Origin of the sequence: Variovorax sp. TBS-050B (genome assembly GCF_029893635.1) — a bacterium.
In the GTDB taxonomy this organism is placed as follows: Bacteria; Pseudomonadota; Gammaproteobacteria; order Burkholderiales; family Burkholderiaceae_C; genus Variovorax.
Genome location: NZ_JARXYR010000002.1, coordinates 4,719,017 through 4,733,851, shown reverse-complemented (window position 1 = coordinate 4,733,851; position 14,835 = coordinate 4,719,017). Strand labels below are relative to the sequence as shown.

15 protein-coding genes and 1 pseudogene are annotated in these 14,835 nt (G+C 65.0%); 8 read left to right on the top strand and 8 right to left on the bottom strand.

Annotated features, from left to right (window positions below; genetic code table 11):
- Positions 1 to 50 precede the first annotated feature (50 nt).
- Complete coding sequence (locus M2165_RS25105; RefSeq protein ID WP_280817269.1) at positions 51 to 752, bottom strand: Bax inhibitor-1/YccA family protein; 702 nt, start codon at positions 750 to 752, stop codon at positions 51 to 53.
- Positions 753 to 920: 168 nt separating this feature from the next.
- Between M2165_RS25105 and M2165_RS25100 the strand changes: the two genes are divergently transcribed.
- Positions 921 to 1,328, top strand: a complete 408-nt coding sequence (locus tag M2165_RS25100) for a heme-binding protein (protein WP_280817268.1) — start codon at positions 921 to 923, stop codon at positions 1,326 to 1,328.
- Between the two features lie 186 nt (positions 1,329 to 1,514).
- Here M2165_RS25100 and M2165_RS25095 read toward each other — a convergent pair whose 3' ends face one another.
- The 5 genes from M2165_RS25095 to M2165_RS25075 all read right to left on the bottom strand — a co-directional run bounded on the left by M2165_RS25095 (position 1,515) and on the right by M2165_RS25075 (position 4,060).
- Positions 1,515 to 1,727 carry a hemin uptake protein HemP gene (locus M2165_RS25095; protein WP_280817267.1) on the bottom strand — a complete coding sequence of 71 codons (213 nt, stop codon included), beginning with the start codon at positions 1,725 to 1,727 and terminating at the stop codon, positions 1,515 to 1,517.
- Between the two features lie 94 nt (positions 1,728 to 1,821).
- On the bottom strand, positions 1,822 to 2,235 hold the full coding sequence (locus M2165_RS25090) for a biopolymer transporter ExbD (protein ID WP_280817266.1): 414 nt from the start codon (positions 2,233 to 2,235) through the stop codon (positions 1,822 to 1,824).
- A 5-nt stretch (positions 2,236 to 2,240) separates the two neighbouring features.
- Positions 2,241 to 2,954: a MotA/TolQ/ExbB proton channel family protein gene (locus M2165_RS25085; RefSeq protein WP_280817265.1), complete on the bottom strand. Its 714-nt coding sequence runs from the start codon at positions 2,952 to 2,954 to the stop codon at positions 2,241 to 2,243.
- A gap of 22 nt (positions 2,955 to 2,976) precedes the next feature.
- Positions 2,977 to 3,333 (bottom strand): TonB family protein, encoded by a 357-nt coding sequence (locus M2165_RS25080; RefSeq protein ID WP_280817264.1) that lies wholly within the window; start codon positions 3,331 to 3,333, stop codon positions 2,977 to 2,979.
- 454 nt (positions 3,334 to 3,787) lie between these two features.
- A complete protein-coding gene (locus M2165_RS25075; protein ID WP_280817263.1) occupies positions 3,788 to 4,060 on the bottom strand; it encodes a (2Fe-2S)-binding protein in 273 nt (90 codons plus the stop codon).
- Positions 4,061 to 4,324: 264 nt separating this feature from the next.
- Here M2165_RS25075 and M2165_RS25070 point away from each other — a divergent pair, with 264 nt between their 5' ends.
- From M2165_RS25070 to M2165_RS25055, 4 genes are read left to right on the top strand one after another with little or no spacing between them, the layout of a single operon-like run.
- Positions 4,325 to 6,778 (top strand): TonB-dependent receptor, encoded by a 2,454-nt coding sequence (locus tag M2165_RS25070; RefSeq protein WP_280817262.1) that lies wholly within the window; start codon positions 4,325 to 4,327, stop codon positions 6,776 to 6,778.
- A 32-nt stretch (positions 6,779 to 6,810) separates the two neighbouring features.
- Positions 6,811 to 7,497: a Fe2+-dependent dioxygenase gene (locus tag M2165_RS25065; protein ID WP_280817261.1), complete on the top strand. Its 687-nt coding sequence runs from the start codon at positions 6,811 to 6,813 to the stop codon at positions 7,495 to 7,497.
- Positions 7,498 to 7,535: 38 nt separating this feature from the next.
- Entirely contained in the window at positions 7,536 to 7,835 is a 300-nt protein-coding gene (locus M2165_RS25060) for a PepSY domain-containing protein (protein ID WP_280817260.1), read from the top strand.
- Between the two features lie 14 nt (positions 7,836 to 7,849).
- Positions 7,850 to 8,404, top strand: a complete 555-nt coding sequence (locus tag M2165_RS25055) for a cytochrome b/b6 domain-containing protein (RefSeq protein ID WP_280817259.1) — start codon at positions 7,850 to 7,852, stop codon at positions 8,402 to 8,404.
- 18 nt (positions 8,405 to 8,422) lie between these two features.
- Here the strand turns inward: M2165_RS25055 and bfr are convergent, their stop codons facing one another.
- Entirely contained in the window at positions 8,423 to 8,899 is a 477-nt protein-coding gene (gene bfr / locus M2165_RS25050; protein ID WP_280817258.1) for a bacterioferritin, read from the bottom strand.
- 248 nt (positions 8,900 to 9,147) lie between these two features.
- Between bfr and ahpC the strand changes: the two are divergent.
- Positions 9,148 to 9,721, top strand: a pseudogene (gene ahpC, locus M2165_RS25045) (alkyl hydroperoxide reductase subunit C).
- A gap of 90 nt (positions 9,722 to 9,811) precedes the next feature.
- Positions 9,812 to 11,374 carry an alkyl hydroperoxide reductase subunit F gene (gene ahpF / locus M2165_RS25040; protein ID WP_280817257.1) on the top strand — a complete coding sequence of 521 codons (1,563 nt, stop codon included), beginning with the start codon at positions 9,812 to 9,814 and terminating at the stop codon, positions 11,372 to 11,374.
- 19 nt (positions 11,375 to 11,393) lie between these two features.
- On the opposite strand, the gene M2165_RS25035 is transcribed toward ahpF, so the two are convergent.
- Positions 11,394 to 12,215 carry a pyruvate, water dikinase regulatory protein gene (locus tag M2165_RS25035; RefSeq protein ID WP_280817256.1) on the bottom strand — a complete coding sequence of 274 codons (822 nt, stop codon included), beginning with the start codon at positions 12,213 to 12,215 and terminating at the stop codon, positions 11,394 to 11,396.
- A 183-nt stretch (positions 12,216 to 12,398) separates the two neighbouring features.
- On the opposite strand from M2165_RS25035, the gene ppsA reads away from it, so the two are divergent.
- Positions 12,399 to 14,792: a phosphoenolpyruvate synthase gene (gene ppsA / locus M2165_RS25030; RefSeq protein WP_280817255.1), complete on the top strand. Its 2,394-nt coding sequence runs from the start codon at positions 12,399 to 12,401 to the stop codon at positions 14,790 to 14,792.
- Positions 14,793 to 14,835: the final 43 nt, after the last annotated feature.

Below are 14,835 nucleotides of genomic sequence, written 5' to 3'. Positions count from 1 at the left end.
CTTCTTGCTTGGCGCGCACTTGGTCGGGCGCGTCGGTTTCGGCTTCTCGTTCAGTCGCGCTCGCCGCCTGCGATGCCCAGCAGCGCCAGCAGGCTCTGGAACACGTTGAACAGGTCGAGATACAGCGCGAGCGTGGCGCTGATGTAGTTGGTCTCACCGCCATCCATGATCTGCTTCAGGTCGTAGAGCATGAAGGCCGAGAAGATGCCAATCGCAGCGACCGAGATGGCCATCATGCCCGCGGTGGAGCCGACGAAGACGTTGATGACCGAGCCCACCAGCAGCACCATCGCACCGACGAAGAGCCACTTGCCCATGCCCGACAGATCGCGCTTGATCACGGTCGCGAGCGAAGCCATCACGAAGAACACGCCGGCAGTGCCGCCGAACGCCGTCATGATCAGCTCGGAGCCGTTCTTGAAGCCCAGTACCATCGCAATCAGGCGCGAGAGCATCAGGCCCATGAAGAAGGTGAAGGCCAGCAGCACCGGGACGCCGGCGGCGGAGTTCTTCGTCTTCTCGATGGCGAACATGAAGCCGAATGCGCCGCCGAGGAAAACGATGAGGCCCAGTCCGCCCGTGAGCGAGCGGGTGATGCCGGTGCTGACGCCGATCCAGGCGCCCAGCACGGTGGGCAGCAGGCTCAGCGCCAGCAGCCAGTAGGTGTTCCGCAGCACGCGTTGGCGTTCAGCCTGCGGCAGCACCTGGCCGTAGCCAGTGGAAGTGTCGAGGGTCGTCACGCGGTCGTTCATGGCCGTAGCTCCTATGGGTTACTGCAATGACGCAGTTGGGCGCATTCTAGGGGGCTGCAAGAGGGGGAATGAAAAAAGACCGTATGGACGATGGTCCTAAGGCCGTCGGGCGGTGCGGTGCCCAATGGCCGGTATGCTCTGGGGCTTTTACGCAACCCGACTCTCCTTATGAAGACCAAGTCCTTCCTCGAACTCGCCGACGTCAAGGCCATCGCAGCGGCAGCGGAAGCCGAAGCGCTCAAGAACAACTGGGCCGTGACCATTGCCATCTCGGACGATGCCGGCAACCTGCTCTGGCTTCAGCGTCTGGACGGCGCGGCCGCGCTCTCCTCGCACATCGCACCGGCCAAGGCGCACACGGCGGCCATGGGACGCCGCGAGAGCAAGGTCTACGAAGACATCATCAATGGCGGACGCAGCGCGTTTCTCACGGCGCCGGCGGTGCAGGGCCTGCTCGAAGGCGGCGTGCCGATCGTGAAGGACGGCCATGTGATCGGTGCCGTCGGCGTGAGCGGCGTGAAGTCGAACGAAGACGCGCAGATCGCCAAGGCGGGCATCGCCGCACTCGGCCTCTGAGAAGGCTCGACCTTCAAAACAAAAACGCCGACCTCTGGGTCGGCGTTTTTCATTGAAACACTCAGCGTGGAAAAAGAGCTTGGCTAGGCGGCGAACCGTTGGCTAGCAAAAAACGACCCTCGGAGATGAATCTCCTGGAGTCGCCCCACGATGAAACTTGCGCGAGGGGCAGGCTGACGGCCTGCGTTATTTGGTCAGGATCAGCTTGCCGAGTTTGGTCGCTTGCAGCCGATAGAGGGAACCGTTGTGCATGATGCCGACGGTCTTGCTTCCCTTGAGAAGCTCCGCGCTTTCGACCATCGGCGCCGGACGCGGCGCCTGGATCGAGGCATGACCGCCGCCCGACTGGTCGAGCGAAGGATGGCTCAGAACGGAAAAGGCATTCGGTTTGGCTTGCATTTGAAATTCCCTTATCGAAGCGATGAGTGAATGATAATGATTCGCAATACAAAGTCAATCGTGGCGATCAACTTTTTTTGTCGCCACGTGTGAACTACTTCGCGTCCGGCTCGGTGATGAAGCCGATCTTGCGCACGCCTGCCTCGCGCGCCTGCGACATGGCCTTGGCGACGCGTTCGTAGCGGACTTCCTTGTCGCCGCGGATGTGCAGTTCGGGCTGGGGATCCTTCGCGGCTTCGGCGGCAAGCCGGCCGGGCAGTTCGGCGTCGTCGATCTTCTGCTCGTTCCAGTAGTAGCTGCCGTCCGCCGTGATGCTGAACAGGATGTTCTGCGGCTTCGGCTGCTCGGGCTCGCTGGTGGCGCGGGGCAGGTCGATGTTGACGGCGTGCTTCATCACCGGCACGGTGATGATGAAGATGATCAGGAGCACCAGCATGACGTCGACCAGCGGCGTCATGTTGATCTCGTTCATCACCTCATCGGGTTCGTCCTGGGTTCCGAAGGCCATAGTGCTCAGCCCTTCTTGAGCGGAACCACGATGGCTTCGCTGCCGCTCTGGACGCGTGCGCCCGTGACGAAGTAGGCGTGCAGGTCATGGGCGAAGCTGTTGAGCTTCGTCAGCACGAACTTGTTGCCGCGCACCAGCGCGTTGTAGCCGAGCACGGCGGGAATCGCCACCGCGAGGCCGAGTGCGGTCATGATCAGCGCCTCGCCGATCGGGCCCGCCACCTTGTCGATGGTGGCCTGGCCGGCCGATCCGATGCTCATGAGCGCGTGATAGATGCCCCAGACCGTTCCGAAGAGTCCGATGAAGGGCGCCGTCGAGCCGACCGAAGCCAGGATCGCCAGGCCGGTCTGGAGGCGGGCGGTGAAGGCGTCGATGCCGTTGCGCAGGGCGCGCGTGATCCAGTCGCTGACGTCGAGTGCATCGTGCAGATGCGCCTTGGTGTTGCGATGGTGCGCTGCCGCCTCACGGCCTTCGAGTGCCAGCGCGCGGAACGGGTTGCTGTCGTCGCCGCCGAGCTTGTTGAGCGCGGTCGCGAAATCCTCGCTGTGCCAGAAGTCCTGCGAATGCTTGGCAAGGCGCTTGTATTTGATGACGTCGAGGGCCTTGATGATGATCACGATCCACGAGGCCAGCGACATGCCGATCAACAGCACCGCGACGGCCTTGGTGACGAAGTCGCCCTGGTTCCAGACGTTCATCAAGCCGAATTGGGAATCCATACGAAGTTGCTCCAGAGAAAAATCAGTTCAATTTGAATGAGAACGGCGCCCGCAGGACGTAGGTCGTCTGCGCGTTGCCTCCGGTCTGCCGGAAGGGCGTGACCTGTGCGGTGCGGGCGGCGGCGAGCGCCGCTTCGTCGAGGCGTTCGAAGCCGCTCGACTTGAAGAGTTCGACGCGCTTGGCGAAGCCTTCGCTGTCGAAGTAGATCGAGACGACGGTGGTGCCGGATTCGCCGAGCCGCCGGCTCATGCTGGGGAAGACGAGCTTGGGCTCCCTGACGTAGCGCGTCTGGCCCTCGGTGATCTCGATGGTCTTCGGCGCGGGCGGTGCCGGCGGCGGGGCCGGGGGCGCGGGCGGCGGCGTTTCCGCCACCGGCACGGGCGCGGGCGGCGGCTGGTTCGGGCACGCCCACCGGCGCGGCCGGTGCCGGCACCGGCTTGGGCTCGCGAATGGCCACCGGACGCGGCGGCGGCTTCACGGCTTCGGGCTTGCGCTGTGGGGGAGGCGGCGGCGGTGGAGGGGGCGGTGGTGGCGCCGGCTTGGGCGGCTCGATGAACTGGCTCAGGATTTCCACCGGAACCACGACCTCTGCAGCCCGGCGCAGCAGGCCGCTTTGCAGCGCCCAGAGCGCCGCAGCGTGAAAGAGGATCACGCCCCCGGCAATGACAGCATTGCGCGAAAGGCCGAGAACGGAAGGAGGGGGGGCAAAGCGGTCAGACACGATCAACCAATTCGAATGCGGGCCCGCGCAAAGCATGCCCCGATTGCAGCAAAACCGCTACGACGACTGTTTACTTACGAAAGATCCACCAGACCGAGGCCGCGACCAATATCAAGCTGCCGCAGAGTGCCGAGAAGAGTTCCATGCCTTGCTTTCCGAAATGGAGGTGGCAAGCTGGATCGCCCTCGGCCCCGGCTCGCGACTCAGCGCTGCGACGGGGTGAGAGGCGCTGCACTGCGCGACGATATCGCGCGCACAGCCTTCACATTGGCCACATTGGGTGGCAACGCCAAGTTCGAACTGGACTTCGTCGAAAGTCATGCCCGCTCGCACATGACGTGCGATTTCACGGTCGGAGACTCGGCGGCAGACGCAAACGATCATGGCAGTGAAGGCGGCAGTGGCTGGCTGGATGAATCGAGCCTCATTATAAATACGAATCTCTCGCATTTCCAATAACTATCGCGCATGTAGGTCTTTGGCACTGCTTTCGGCGACCGTTGCTGTTTTGCAACTCTTTGGCCGAACTACGAATGAGATTGACTACGTTTACCTTACACTCCCGCACACTTTCGGCAAGCCAGATCCGGCATCCCCAGGTTCCAGCCAGCCATTCAAACCAGCCGTCTGGCTTTCTGGGAGGTTATCTTGGCCAATGTCACTCGTCGACGTGCACGCGCGTCGCGTGCTGTTTCTTCTTCGCGGCCCGCCGCGAGCGCCGCTTCCGGCGGGTCGCCGCGCGAAGCGGCGATCCTGCCCTTCGGCGCATTGATGCTCGCCGCCTCGGTCAGCAGCTGGGCTCAGGCGCCGGCACCGACGGTGCAGGGCGGCACGCTGGGGACGGTGACGGTGACCGAGCAGGCCGAAGTCCAGGGCAAGGAGCAGGTCCAGACCAAGAAGACCAACATCGGCAAGGGCACGCAGGACATCCGCGACATTCCGCAGTCGATCAACGTCATCACCGAAAAGCTGATCGACGACGTCAAGCTCGACACCCTTCGTGACGCGCTGCACTACTCGGCCGGCATCACTTTCGCGGCCACCGAGAACGGCACCGACCAGGACATCCGGCTGCGCGGCTTTCCGGTGGCGACCGTCGGCGACCTGCTGATCGACGGCATGCGCGATCCGTCGCAGTACGACCGCGACACCTTCAACCTCGAGCGCGTCGAGGTGCTGCGCGGCTCTGCATCGATGATCTTCGGCCGCGGTTCCACCGGCGGCGTGATCAACCAGGTGACGAAGAAGCCGCTGCTGGCCGACCAGACCGACGTGGAGGCCACGGTCGGTTCGCGCGGCTACTACCGCACCACGGCCGACTTCAACAAGCGCACCGGCGAAACCTCCGCGCTGCGCATCAACGGCATGTGGAACAAGGCCGACAACGGCGGCGCGAAGATCGACAAGTACGGCATCGCGCCTTCGTACAGCTGGGGCCTGGGCACGGCCGATGAATTCACCGTGGGCCTGTTCCACCTGAACGTGGACAACGTTCCCATGTCGGCGGTGCGATGGGTGGCGACCGGCCGGCAGGGCGTCACCGGCTACAACGCCAACGGTATTCCGACGATCGGCAGCATCGGGACGATCGCGCCGATCAAGCCCGGCAACTTCTACGGCACCTCCGCCGACAAGCTGCTCGGCAAGGCGACCTACGGCACCGCCTCCTGGCTCCATCGCTTCGACGACGGCGGCGAGCTGCGCACGCAGCTGCGCACCGGCACCTTCGACCGCAACCAGTGGTCGACCGCCGCCGGCGCCAGCACCACGCTCGGCGCGGCCACCACGCTGGCGAACTTCAGCAACTACACGGTGCTCACGCGCAGCGGCCTCACGCCGCGCAAGGACGAATACAAGGGCACCTACCTCCAGAGCGACTACAGCAAGGAGCTGAACTGGGGCGGCATGAAGCATCAGCTCCTCGCGGGTGTCGACGCATCGAAGGAGCAGGCCAACCGCTTCCAGAACGACGCGTTCTTCAACAACAGCTTCCGCGGCCGTGCGCTGGGCACGCGGCCCAACACCTTCGTCGGCACGCCGAACGACGGCGCGGGCCTCACCGGCACCTTCGTGGAGCCGGTGTACCGCGATTCGAGCGCCTATTCGGCCAAGTCGATCGGTGTCTACCTGCAGGACCTGGTCCAGGTGGCGCCTCACTGGAAGTTGCTTGGCGGCGTGCGCTATGACCGTCTGAGCGGCGACTTCGACCAGTACGGCTACACCAACCCCGCGTGCGTCCGGCCGACGCCCACGCCGCGCGGCTACGCGCAGACCGCGAACTGCAGCGATCCGCGCGAGCGCTATTCGGCCGGCAGCCCGTTCCCCACGGTCACGACCACGCACCTGTCGCAGGGTGCCTGGAGCTACCGCGCGGGCGCGCTCTACCAGCCGTCGGACACGCAGTCGTACCACCTGTCGTACAGCACCTCGTTCAATTCGTCGGCCGACACCTATCAGTACGTGTCGCCGCAGACCGCGAACACGCCGCCCGAGAAGAGCCGCAACATCGAGCTCGGCGCCAAGCTCGACTGGCTCGACGGCAAGCTCTCGACGCGTGCGGCGATCTTCCGCACCGAGAAATCGAACGAGCGCACGACCGATTCGGACTTCGCCGGCAGTTCGTACCTGCTGTCGGGCAAGCGGCATTCGCAAGGCCTCGAACTCGACGTGGTCGGCCGCCTGAATCCGCAGTGGGAGGTGTATTTCTCGTACTCCTACATCCCGAAGGCCACGATCGACAAGGTCGGCAGCACCGCGACGCCGGGCACCGTCGGCTCGCGCGTCGGCCTCACGCCCAAGCACAGCGGCGCCGCGTGGGTCAGCTACCAGGCCACGCCCAAGCTGCGCATTGCCGGCGGTCTGCGCGGCGCGTCGGAGAACCGGCCGCTGCAGGGCGCCAGCGGCGCCGCCAGCCTCAGCAACAGCACGCCGGGCTACGTGGTCGGCGACATGATGGTGGAATACAAGTTCACGCCCGACCTGTATGCGCAGCTCAACGTCAACAACGTGACGAACAAGCTCTATGGCGACCAGCTCTATCCGGGCTTCGTGATCGCCGGTGCGAAGCGTTCGGTACTGCTTACCATCGGGGCTCGTTTCTAAGCACACAGGCACGCCGCAGTTCCTCCACGCCCATGCTCCTGCACATCCGCGAAGTGCTCTCGCCGGCCGAGGTGCTCCAGGCCAGGGACATCCTGGCCGGCGCGCCGTGGGAAGACGGTCGCCTGACCGCGGGAGAGCAGTCGGCGAAGGCGAAGAACAACGAGCAGTTGCGAGAGGACTGCGAGGAGACCCGGGCCGTCCAGCAACTGCTGCTGCGCGGGCTGGAGCGGCACCAGGTCTTCTTCTCGGCCGCGCTGCCCAAGCAGATCTCGCCGCCGCTGTTCAACCGCTACGGCGGGGCCTCGAACAGCTTCGGCAATCACGTGGACAGCGCGGTGCGTTTTCTGCGCGACGGCTCGGGGCGGGTGCGCACCGACATCTCGTGCACCCTGTTCCTCGCCGATCCCGACGAATACGATGGCGGCGAGCTCGTGATCGAGGACACCTTCGGCGTGCAGCGCGTGAAGCTGCCGGCGGGCGACATGGTGCTGTACCCCGGAACGAGCGTCCACCGGGTGCAGCCCGTGACGCGGGGATTCCGGGTGGCGAGCTACTTCTGGATCCAGAGCATGGTCCGAAGCGACGAGCAGCGCCGGCTGCTGTTCGAGATGGACAACCATCTGCGCCATCTTCGCAGCCAGTACGGCGAGACCGATCCCGGCGTGATCGGCCTCACGAGCACCTACCACAACCTGCTGCGCATGTGGCTCGACGTTTGAGCCGACCGCGCGGCCCTGCCAAGCCAGGAGTTCCACCCATGAATCACACGCTTCTTTGCGCCGCCGTTGCCGCGGCCGCCATGCTCGGATCCGCCGCGGCCTCGGCCCAGTACGTCGACCACGACGCCGTCAAGTGCGCACCCGTTCCCAAGGAGGAAATGCGGCCGCAGATGGAACTGCAGCGCAAGCTCACCAGCGAAGGCTGGAAGGTGCGGCAGGTCAAGACCTTCAACGGCTGCTACGAGGTCTATGGCTTCGACGAGAAGGGCCAGCGCACCGAAGCCTTCTTCGACCCCAAGACCTTCCAGAAGGTCGGGCAGGTCAAGCAGCCGTCCTGAGGCACCCAGACGCCGTGCGCACGGTGCTCGCGCCTCCCTCGGCGCCCGTCTGGGCGCTCTGGCTGCGTGCCACGCACTGGGCGCTGGTCGCATCCATTGCCGTGGCGTGGTTCAGCGGGGAAGCCCTGCTGCGCCAGCATGAGCTGGCGGGCTACGCCGCGCTGGTCTTGGTCGCCGGCCGCTGCCTCGGCGGCTGGCTCGGGGGGCGTTATGCGCGCTTCGGGCAGTTCGTTCGTCCGCCCTCGGAGGTGCTGCGCTACACGGCCGACCTGCTGGCGGCGCGCGAAAAGCGCTACCTGGGTCACAACCCGCTGGGCGGCTGGATGGTCGTGGCGCTGCTCGTCGCGGTGGCCGCGGTCGGCATCACCGGCTGGATGTACACGCTCGACATGTTCTGGGGATTGGCCTGGGTGGAGTGGCTCCACCGCACGCTGGCCTGGACGCTCGTGGCGCTGATCGCGCTGCATGTGGCCGGCGTGGCCTTCACGAGCTGGCGGCACCGGGAGAACCTCGTGGCCGCGATGTGGAGCGGACGCAAGCGTCCGCAGGAGCCCGGCGACATCGGCTGACGTCGCCGGAAGGCGAGATCAGCTGATCTCGCCCATCTGCGACTGCAGGTAGTTCTGCAGGCCGACCTTGTCGATCAGGTCGATCTGGGTCTCGAGAAAGTCGATGTGCTCCTCGGTGTCGTCGAGGATTTCCTGCAGCAAGTCGCGCGAAACGTAGTCACGCACCGATTCGCAGTAGGCGATGCCGTCCTTGATGGTGGCTTGCGCGCCGGTTTCGGCGCCGAGGTCGCAGCCCAGGAGCTCGGGCACGTCCTCGCCGATGTTCAGCTTGCCGAGGTCCTGCAGGTTCGGCAGACCGTCGAGCATGAAGATGCGGTCCATCAGCTTGTCGGCATGCTTCATCTCGCCGATCGACTCTTCGTATTCCTTCTTGGCCAGCTTGTCCAAACCCCAGTGCTTGAGCATGCGGTAGTGCAGAAAGTACTGGTTGATCGCGGTCAGCTCGTTCTTGAGCTGTGCCTGCAGATGCTCGATGACCTTGGGGTCGCCCTTCATGATTCTTCCTTGTGTTTATTCTGGAAGCGCCGATTGTCGGAGGCGCAGGTAAGTGCTTGCAAGCAAACCCATGCGCCGGCGGTCTGCATGCGTTTGATGGTGATACACGTTCGTATTCGTTGGCGAAATACTGATCGAGAACATAGCAAGGCCCAATACTTTTAATAGACGATGACTATTGAAATTACGAGTTTGGTAGCTATACTCATGGCTCGTTCTTTTCATCAGCCACCACCAAGGAAACAGCAATGTCCCTGATCAATACCGAAGTCATTCCCTTCAAGGCCACCGCGTACCACAACGGCAAGTTCGTGCCGGTCAGCAACGAGAGCTTCAAGGGCAAATGGTCGGTCGTGGTGTTCTACCCGGCCGACTTTACGTTCGTGTGTCCCACCGAACTCGGCGACCTCGCCGACCACTACGCTGAATTCCAGAAGCTCGGCGTCGAGGTTGTATGGCGTGTCGACCGACACCCACTTCACCCACAAGGCATGGCACGACACCTCGGAAACCATCGGCAAGGTCAAGTACCCGCTGATCGGCGACCCGAGCCAGCAACTGGCCCGCGCCTTCCAGGTGCTGATCGAGGAAGGTGAAGACGCCGGCCTCGCCTACCGCGGCACCTTCGTGATCGATCCCGAAGGCAAGATCAAGACCATCGAAGTGCACGACAACGGCATCGGCCGCGACGCCGCCGAACTGCTGCGCCGCGTGAAGGCTGCCCAGTACGTGGCCGCCCACCCCGGTGAAGTCTGCCCCGCCAAGTGGACCGAAGGCGCCGAAACGCTCAAGCCCTCGTTCGACCTCGTCGGCAAGATCTAAAGCGTTCCGCGCGAAAGCCCGGGCGCTCACGAGGCCCCGGGTTTTTTTGTCCCCTGTTGATAGTTTTCAGTTATCGAAAGAGAGTCCCTCATGCTCGACGCCGCCACCAAAGCCCAATTGAAGAGTTACCTCGAACGCGCCACGCAGCCGATCGAGATCGTCGCCTCGCTGGACGACAGCAAGGCCTCGGGCGAGATGCTGTCGCTGCTGAAGGACGTCGAGGAATGCTCGCCGCTGGTCAAGCTGACCGAAAGCCGCGACGACAACCATCGCAAGCCGTCGTTCTCGATCAACCGGCCGAGCGAGAACCACGGCCCGCGTTTCGCCGGCCTGCCGATGGGCCATGAATTCACGTCGCTGATCCTTGCGCTGCTGCAGATCGGCGGCTATCCCCCGAAGGTCGAGCAGGCCGTGCTCGACCAGATCAAGGCGCTCGACGGCGACTTCGAGTTCGAGGTCTACGTCTCGCTGACCTGCCACAACTGCCCCGACGTGGTCCAGGCGCTGAACCTGATGGCGGTGCAGAACCCGCGCATCCGCACCACGATGATCGAGGGCGGCACCTTCCAGGAAGAGGTGAAGGAGCGCCAGGTCATGGCCGTGCCGACCGTGTTCCTCAACGGCACCGAGTTCGGCCAGGGCCGCATGAGCCTGGAGGAAATCCTCGCCAAGATCGACAGCAGCGGTGTCGAGCGCGAAGCGAAGAAGATCGCCGCCAAGGACCCGTTCGACGTGCTGATCGTCGGCGGCGGTCCGGCCGGCGCGGCCGCGGCCGTGTACGCGGCGCGCAAGGGCATCCGCACCGGCGTGGCCTCGGAGCGCTTCGGCGGCCAGGTGCTCGACACGCTCGGCATCGAGAACTTCATTTCGGTGAAGGAAACCGAAGGGCCGAAGTTCGCCCACGCGCTCGAGGAGCATGTGCGCGACTACGACGTCGACATCATGAACCTGCAGCGCGCGAAGGCGCTGGTCCCGGGCAAGGACCTGGTCGAGGTGCAGCTCGAAAGCGGCGCCTCGCTCAAGGCGAAGTCGGTCATCATTTCCACCGGTGCGCGCTGGCGCAACATCAACGTGCCCGGCGAGCACGAGTTCAAGAACAAGGGCGTGGCCTATTGCCCGCACTGCGACGGCCCGCTGTTCAAGGGCAAGCGCGTCGCCGTCATCGGCGGCGGCAACTCGGGCGTCGAGGCGGCGATCGACCTCGCCGGCATCGTGGGCCATGTGACGCTGATCGAGTTCGACACCCAATTGCGCGCCGACGCGGTGCTGCAGCGCAAGCTCCGCAGCCTCGCCAACGTCGAGGTGATCACCAACGCGCAGACCACCGAGATCACCGGCGACCAGAAGGTCAACGGCCTGGTCTACAAGGACCGTGCGAGCGGCGAATCGAAGCGCGTCGACCTGGAGGGCGTGTTCATCCAGATCGGCCTGGTGCCCAATACCGACTGGCTCAAGGGCGTGGTCGAGCTGACGAAGCACGGCGAGATCGTGGTCGACCCGCGCGGCCAGACCTCGGTGCCCGGTGTGTTCGCCGCAGGCGACGTGACCACCGTGCCGTTCAAGCAGATCATCATCGCGGCCGGCGACGGCGCGAAGGCGGCGCTGGGCGCCTTCGACCACCTGATCCGCACTTCCGCGCCGGTCGAGGCCTGAACGGGGAACGCCGGGGCGGTCAGTAGATCAGCCGCTCCGGCCGCAGCTCCTGCAGGATGGTGGTGGCGATCTCCTCGATCGACTTGGTGGTCGTCGAGAGCCACCGGATGCCGGCGCGCCGCATCATGGCCTCGGCTTCGCTGACTTCGTGCCGGCAGTTCTCGAGGCTGGCGTAGCGCGAGTTCGGCCGCCGCTCGTTGCGGATCTCGGCCAGCCGTTCGGGCTGGATGGTGAGCCCGAAGATCTTCTTGCGGTGCGGCATCAGCGCCGGGGGCAGCTGTCGGCGCTCGAAATCCTCGGGAATCAGCGGGTAGTTGGCCGCCTTCAGGCCATGCTGCATCGCCAGATAGAGCGAGGTCGGCGTCTTGCCGCTGCGGCTCACGCCGACCAGGATCACGTCGGCGCCCTCGAGGTCGCGGTTGCTCTGGCCGTCGTCATGGGCGAGGCTGAAGTCGATGGCCGCGATGCGGGCGTCGTATTCCTTGCTCTTGCTGACGTCGCTGAAGCGGCCGATGCGGTGGTTGGACTTCATCGCCAGCTCGATCTCGAGCGGCCGCACGAAGGTGCCGAACATGTCGAGCAGCATGCCCTTGCAGCCGGTTTCGATGACTTCCAGCACGTCCATGTTCGCGAGCGTGGTGAACACGATCGGGCGCACGCCTTCGATCTCGGCCGTGTGGTTGATCTGGCGCACCGCCTGGTGGGCCTTGTCGACGGTGTCGGTGAAGGGCAGCCGCACGTGGCGCGGCTTCATCTCGAACTGCGCCAGCACGGCGTTGCCGAAGGTCTCGGCGGTGATGCCCGTGCCGTCCGAAATGAAGAAAACAGTGCGTGTGGTCATGTCTTGCGGCCTTGTCCTGCGGCGCGCGCCATCTCGCCACGCCTACAATCCGGCCCATTATCGGGAATCCGAACGTCCCCTCCACATTCTTTCCATGCACGCCGCGCCCGCACCCAGAGCAACGAGAACGATCGTGCCGCGCCGCCTGCATGCAGCACCGGTTTCAACTTCTGGAGCTTTCCCATGTCTGCACTTTTCGACGCGACCGCCCTGGTCGTACCGTTTGAAAACCTGAGGATGACCGACGTCGAGGCGGTCGGCGGCAAGAACGCCAGCCTCGGCGAAATGATCTCGCAGCTGCCGCAGGGCGTGCGGGTGCCCACGGGCTTCGCGACCACCGCGCATGCCTTCCGCCAGTTCCTGGCGCACGACGGGCTGGCCGACAAGATCAGCAAGCGGCTCGCCGCACTCGACACCGAAGACGTGCGCGCGCTGGCCGCCGCCGGCGCCGAGATCCGCGCCATGGTCGAGGCCCAGCCCTTCCCGGCCGACCTGCAGAAGGCCATCACCGAGGCCTTCGCGAAGCTCAGCGAAGGCAATCCCTCCGCCTCGTTCGCGGTGCGTTCCTCGGCCACGGCCGAAGACCTGCCCGACGCTTCGTTCGCGGGCCAGCAGGAGACCTTCCTCAACGTGGTCGGCATCGACGACGTGCTGCACAAGATGAAGGAGGTCTTCGCCTCGCTCTACAACGACCGCGCCATCAGCTACCGCGTGCACAAGGGCTTCGCGCACGACGTGGTCGCGCTGTCGGCGGGCGTGCAGCGCATGGTGCGCTCCGACCTCGGCGCCGCGGGCGTGATGTTCACCATCGACACCGAATCGGGCTTCGAGGACGTCGTGTTCATCACCTCGAGCTACGGCCTCGGCGAAACGGTGGTGCAGGGCGCCGTGAACCCGGACGAGTTCTACGTCCACAAGCCGACGCTGCGCGCGGGCAAGCGCGCGGTGATCCGCCGCAACCTGGGTTCCAAGCTGATCCAGATGGAATTCGCGACGCCCGAAGAGAAGAAGGCCACCGGCAAGCTCGTGAAGACCACCGACGTCAAGGCCGAGCAGCGCAACCGCTACTCCCTGACCGATGCCGACGTGGAGCAGCTCGCCAAGTACGCGCTCGTGATCGAGGAGCACTATGGCCGTCCGATGGACATCGAGTGGGGCAAGGACGGCACGGACGGCCAGCTCTACATCCTGCAGGCGCGTCCCGAGACCGTGAAGAGCCAGCAGCAGGGCAAGGCCGAGCAGCGCTACAAGCTGCTGGGCAAGGGCGCCGTGCTCGCCGAGGGCCGCGCCATCGGCCAGAAGATCGGCACCGGTCCGGTGCGCCTGGTGCACAGCATCAGCGAGATGGACAAGGTGCAGGCCGGCGACGTGCTCGTGACCGACATGACCGATCCCAACTGGGAGCCGGTGATGAAGCGCGCCGCCGCCATCGTGACCAACCGCGGCGGGCGCACCTGCCATGCGGCCATCATCGCGCGCGAACTCGGCATTCCCGCCGTGGTGGGCTGCGGCGACGCCACCGACCTGCTCAAGGACGGCACGCTCGTGACCGTGAGCTGCGCCGAGGGCGACACCGGCTTCATCTACGACGGCCTGCTCGAGACCGAGGTGACCGAGGTGCAGCGCGGCGTCATGCCCGAGATCGACATCAAGCTCATGATGAACGTCGGCAATCCCCAGCTGGCCTTCGATTTCGCGCAGCTGCCCAACAGCGGCGTGGGGCTGGCGCGGCTCGAGTTCATCATCAACAACAACATCGGCGTGCATCCGAAGGCCATCCTCGACTATCCGAACGTCGACAACGACCTCAAGAAGGCCGTGGAGTCGGTGGCCCGCGGCCATGCCTCGCCGCGCGCCTTCTACGTCGACAAGGTGGCCGAGGGCATCGCGACCATCGCGGCCGCGTTCTGGCCCAAGCAGGTGATCGTGCGCCTGTCGGACTTCAAGTCGAACGAGTACCGCAAGCTCATCGGCGGCAGCCGCTACGAGCCCGAGGAAGAGAATCCGATGCTCGGCTTCCGCGGCGCCGCGCGCTACCTGAGCAAGGACTTCGGCGAAGCCTTCGCGATGGAATGCGAGGCGCTCAAGCGCGTGCGCAACGACATGGGCCTGACCAACGTGCAGATCATGGTGCCCTTCGTGCGCACGCTCGGCCAGGCCGAGCGCGTGACCTCGCTGCTCGCCGAACACGGCCTGAAGCGCGGCGAGAACGAACTCAAGCTGATCATGATGTGCGAGGTGCCGAGCAACGCGGTGCTGCCCGAGGAGTTCCTGAAGTTCTTCGACGGCTTCTCGATCGGCTCGAACGACCTGACCCAGCTCACGCTGGGCCTGGACCGCGATTCCGGCCTCGAACTGCTCGCGGCCGACTTCGACGAGCGCGATCCGGCCGTCAAGGCGCTCTTGAGCCGCGTCATCAAGGCCTGCAAGGACCAGGGCAAGTACGTCGGCATCTGCGGCCAGGGCCCCAGCGACCATCCGGACTTCGCGCTCTGGCTGGCGGAGCAGGGCATCGAGTCGATCTCGCTCAATCCCGACAGCGTGATCGACACCTGGCAGCAACTGGCCAAGCGCTGAGGCTTCCGGATTGCGGAAATCCCCATCCGGGGATTCCCGCGGC

What these genes read in the sequence shown, in the direction of transcription:
- M2165_RS25105 (WP_280817269.1), bottom strand. Translation starts at nt 752, where the DNA reads ATGAACGACCGCGTGACGACCCTCGACACTTCCACTGGCTACGGCCAG.
- M2165_RS25100 (WP_280817268.1), top strand. Translation starts at nt 921, where the DNA reads ATGAAGACCAAGTCCTTCCTCGAACTCGCCGACGTCAAGGCCATCGCA.
- M2165_RS25095 (WP_280817267.1), bottom strand. Translation starts at nt 1,727, where the DNA reads ATGCAAGCCAAACCGAATGCCTTTTCCGTTCTGAGCCATCCTTCGCTC.
- M2165_RS25090 (WP_280817266.1), bottom strand. Translation starts at nt 2,235, where the DNA reads ATGGCCTTCGGAACCCAGGACGAACCCGATGAGGTGATGAACGAGATC.
- M2165_RS25085 (WP_280817265.1), bottom strand. Translation starts at nt 2,954, where the DNA reads ATGGATTCCCAATTCGGCTTGATGAACGTCTGGAACCAGGGCGACTTC.
- M2165_RS25075 (WP_280817263.1), bottom strand. Translation starts at nt 4,060, where the DNA reads ATGATCGTTTGCGTCTGCCGCCGAGTCTCCGACCGTGAAATCGCACGT.
- M2165_RS25065 (WP_280817261.1), top strand. Translation starts at nt 6,811, where the DNA reads ATGCTCCTGCACATCCGCGAAGTGCTCTCGCCGGCCGAGGTGCTCCAG.
- M2165_RS25060 (WP_280817260.1), top strand. Translation starts at nt 7,536, where the DNA reads ATGAATCACACGCTTCTTTGCGCCGCCGTTGCCGCGGCCGCCATGCTC.
- bfr (WP_280817258.1), bottom strand. Translation starts at nt 8,899, where the DNA reads ATGAAGGGCGACCCCAAGGTCATCGAGCATCTGCAGGCACAGCTCAAG.
- ahpF (WP_280817257.1), top strand. Translation starts at nt 9,812, where the DNA reads ATGCTCGACGCCGCCACCAAAGCCCAATTGAAGAGTTACCTCGAACGC.
- M2165_RS25035 (WP_280817256.1), bottom strand. Translation starts at nt 12,215, where the DNA reads ATGACCACACGCACTGTTTTCTTCATTTCGGACGGCACGGGCATCACC.
- ppsA (WP_280817255.1), top strand. Translation starts at nt 12,399, where the DNA reads ATGTCTGCACTTTTCGACGCGACCGCCCTGGTCGTACCGTTTGAAAAC.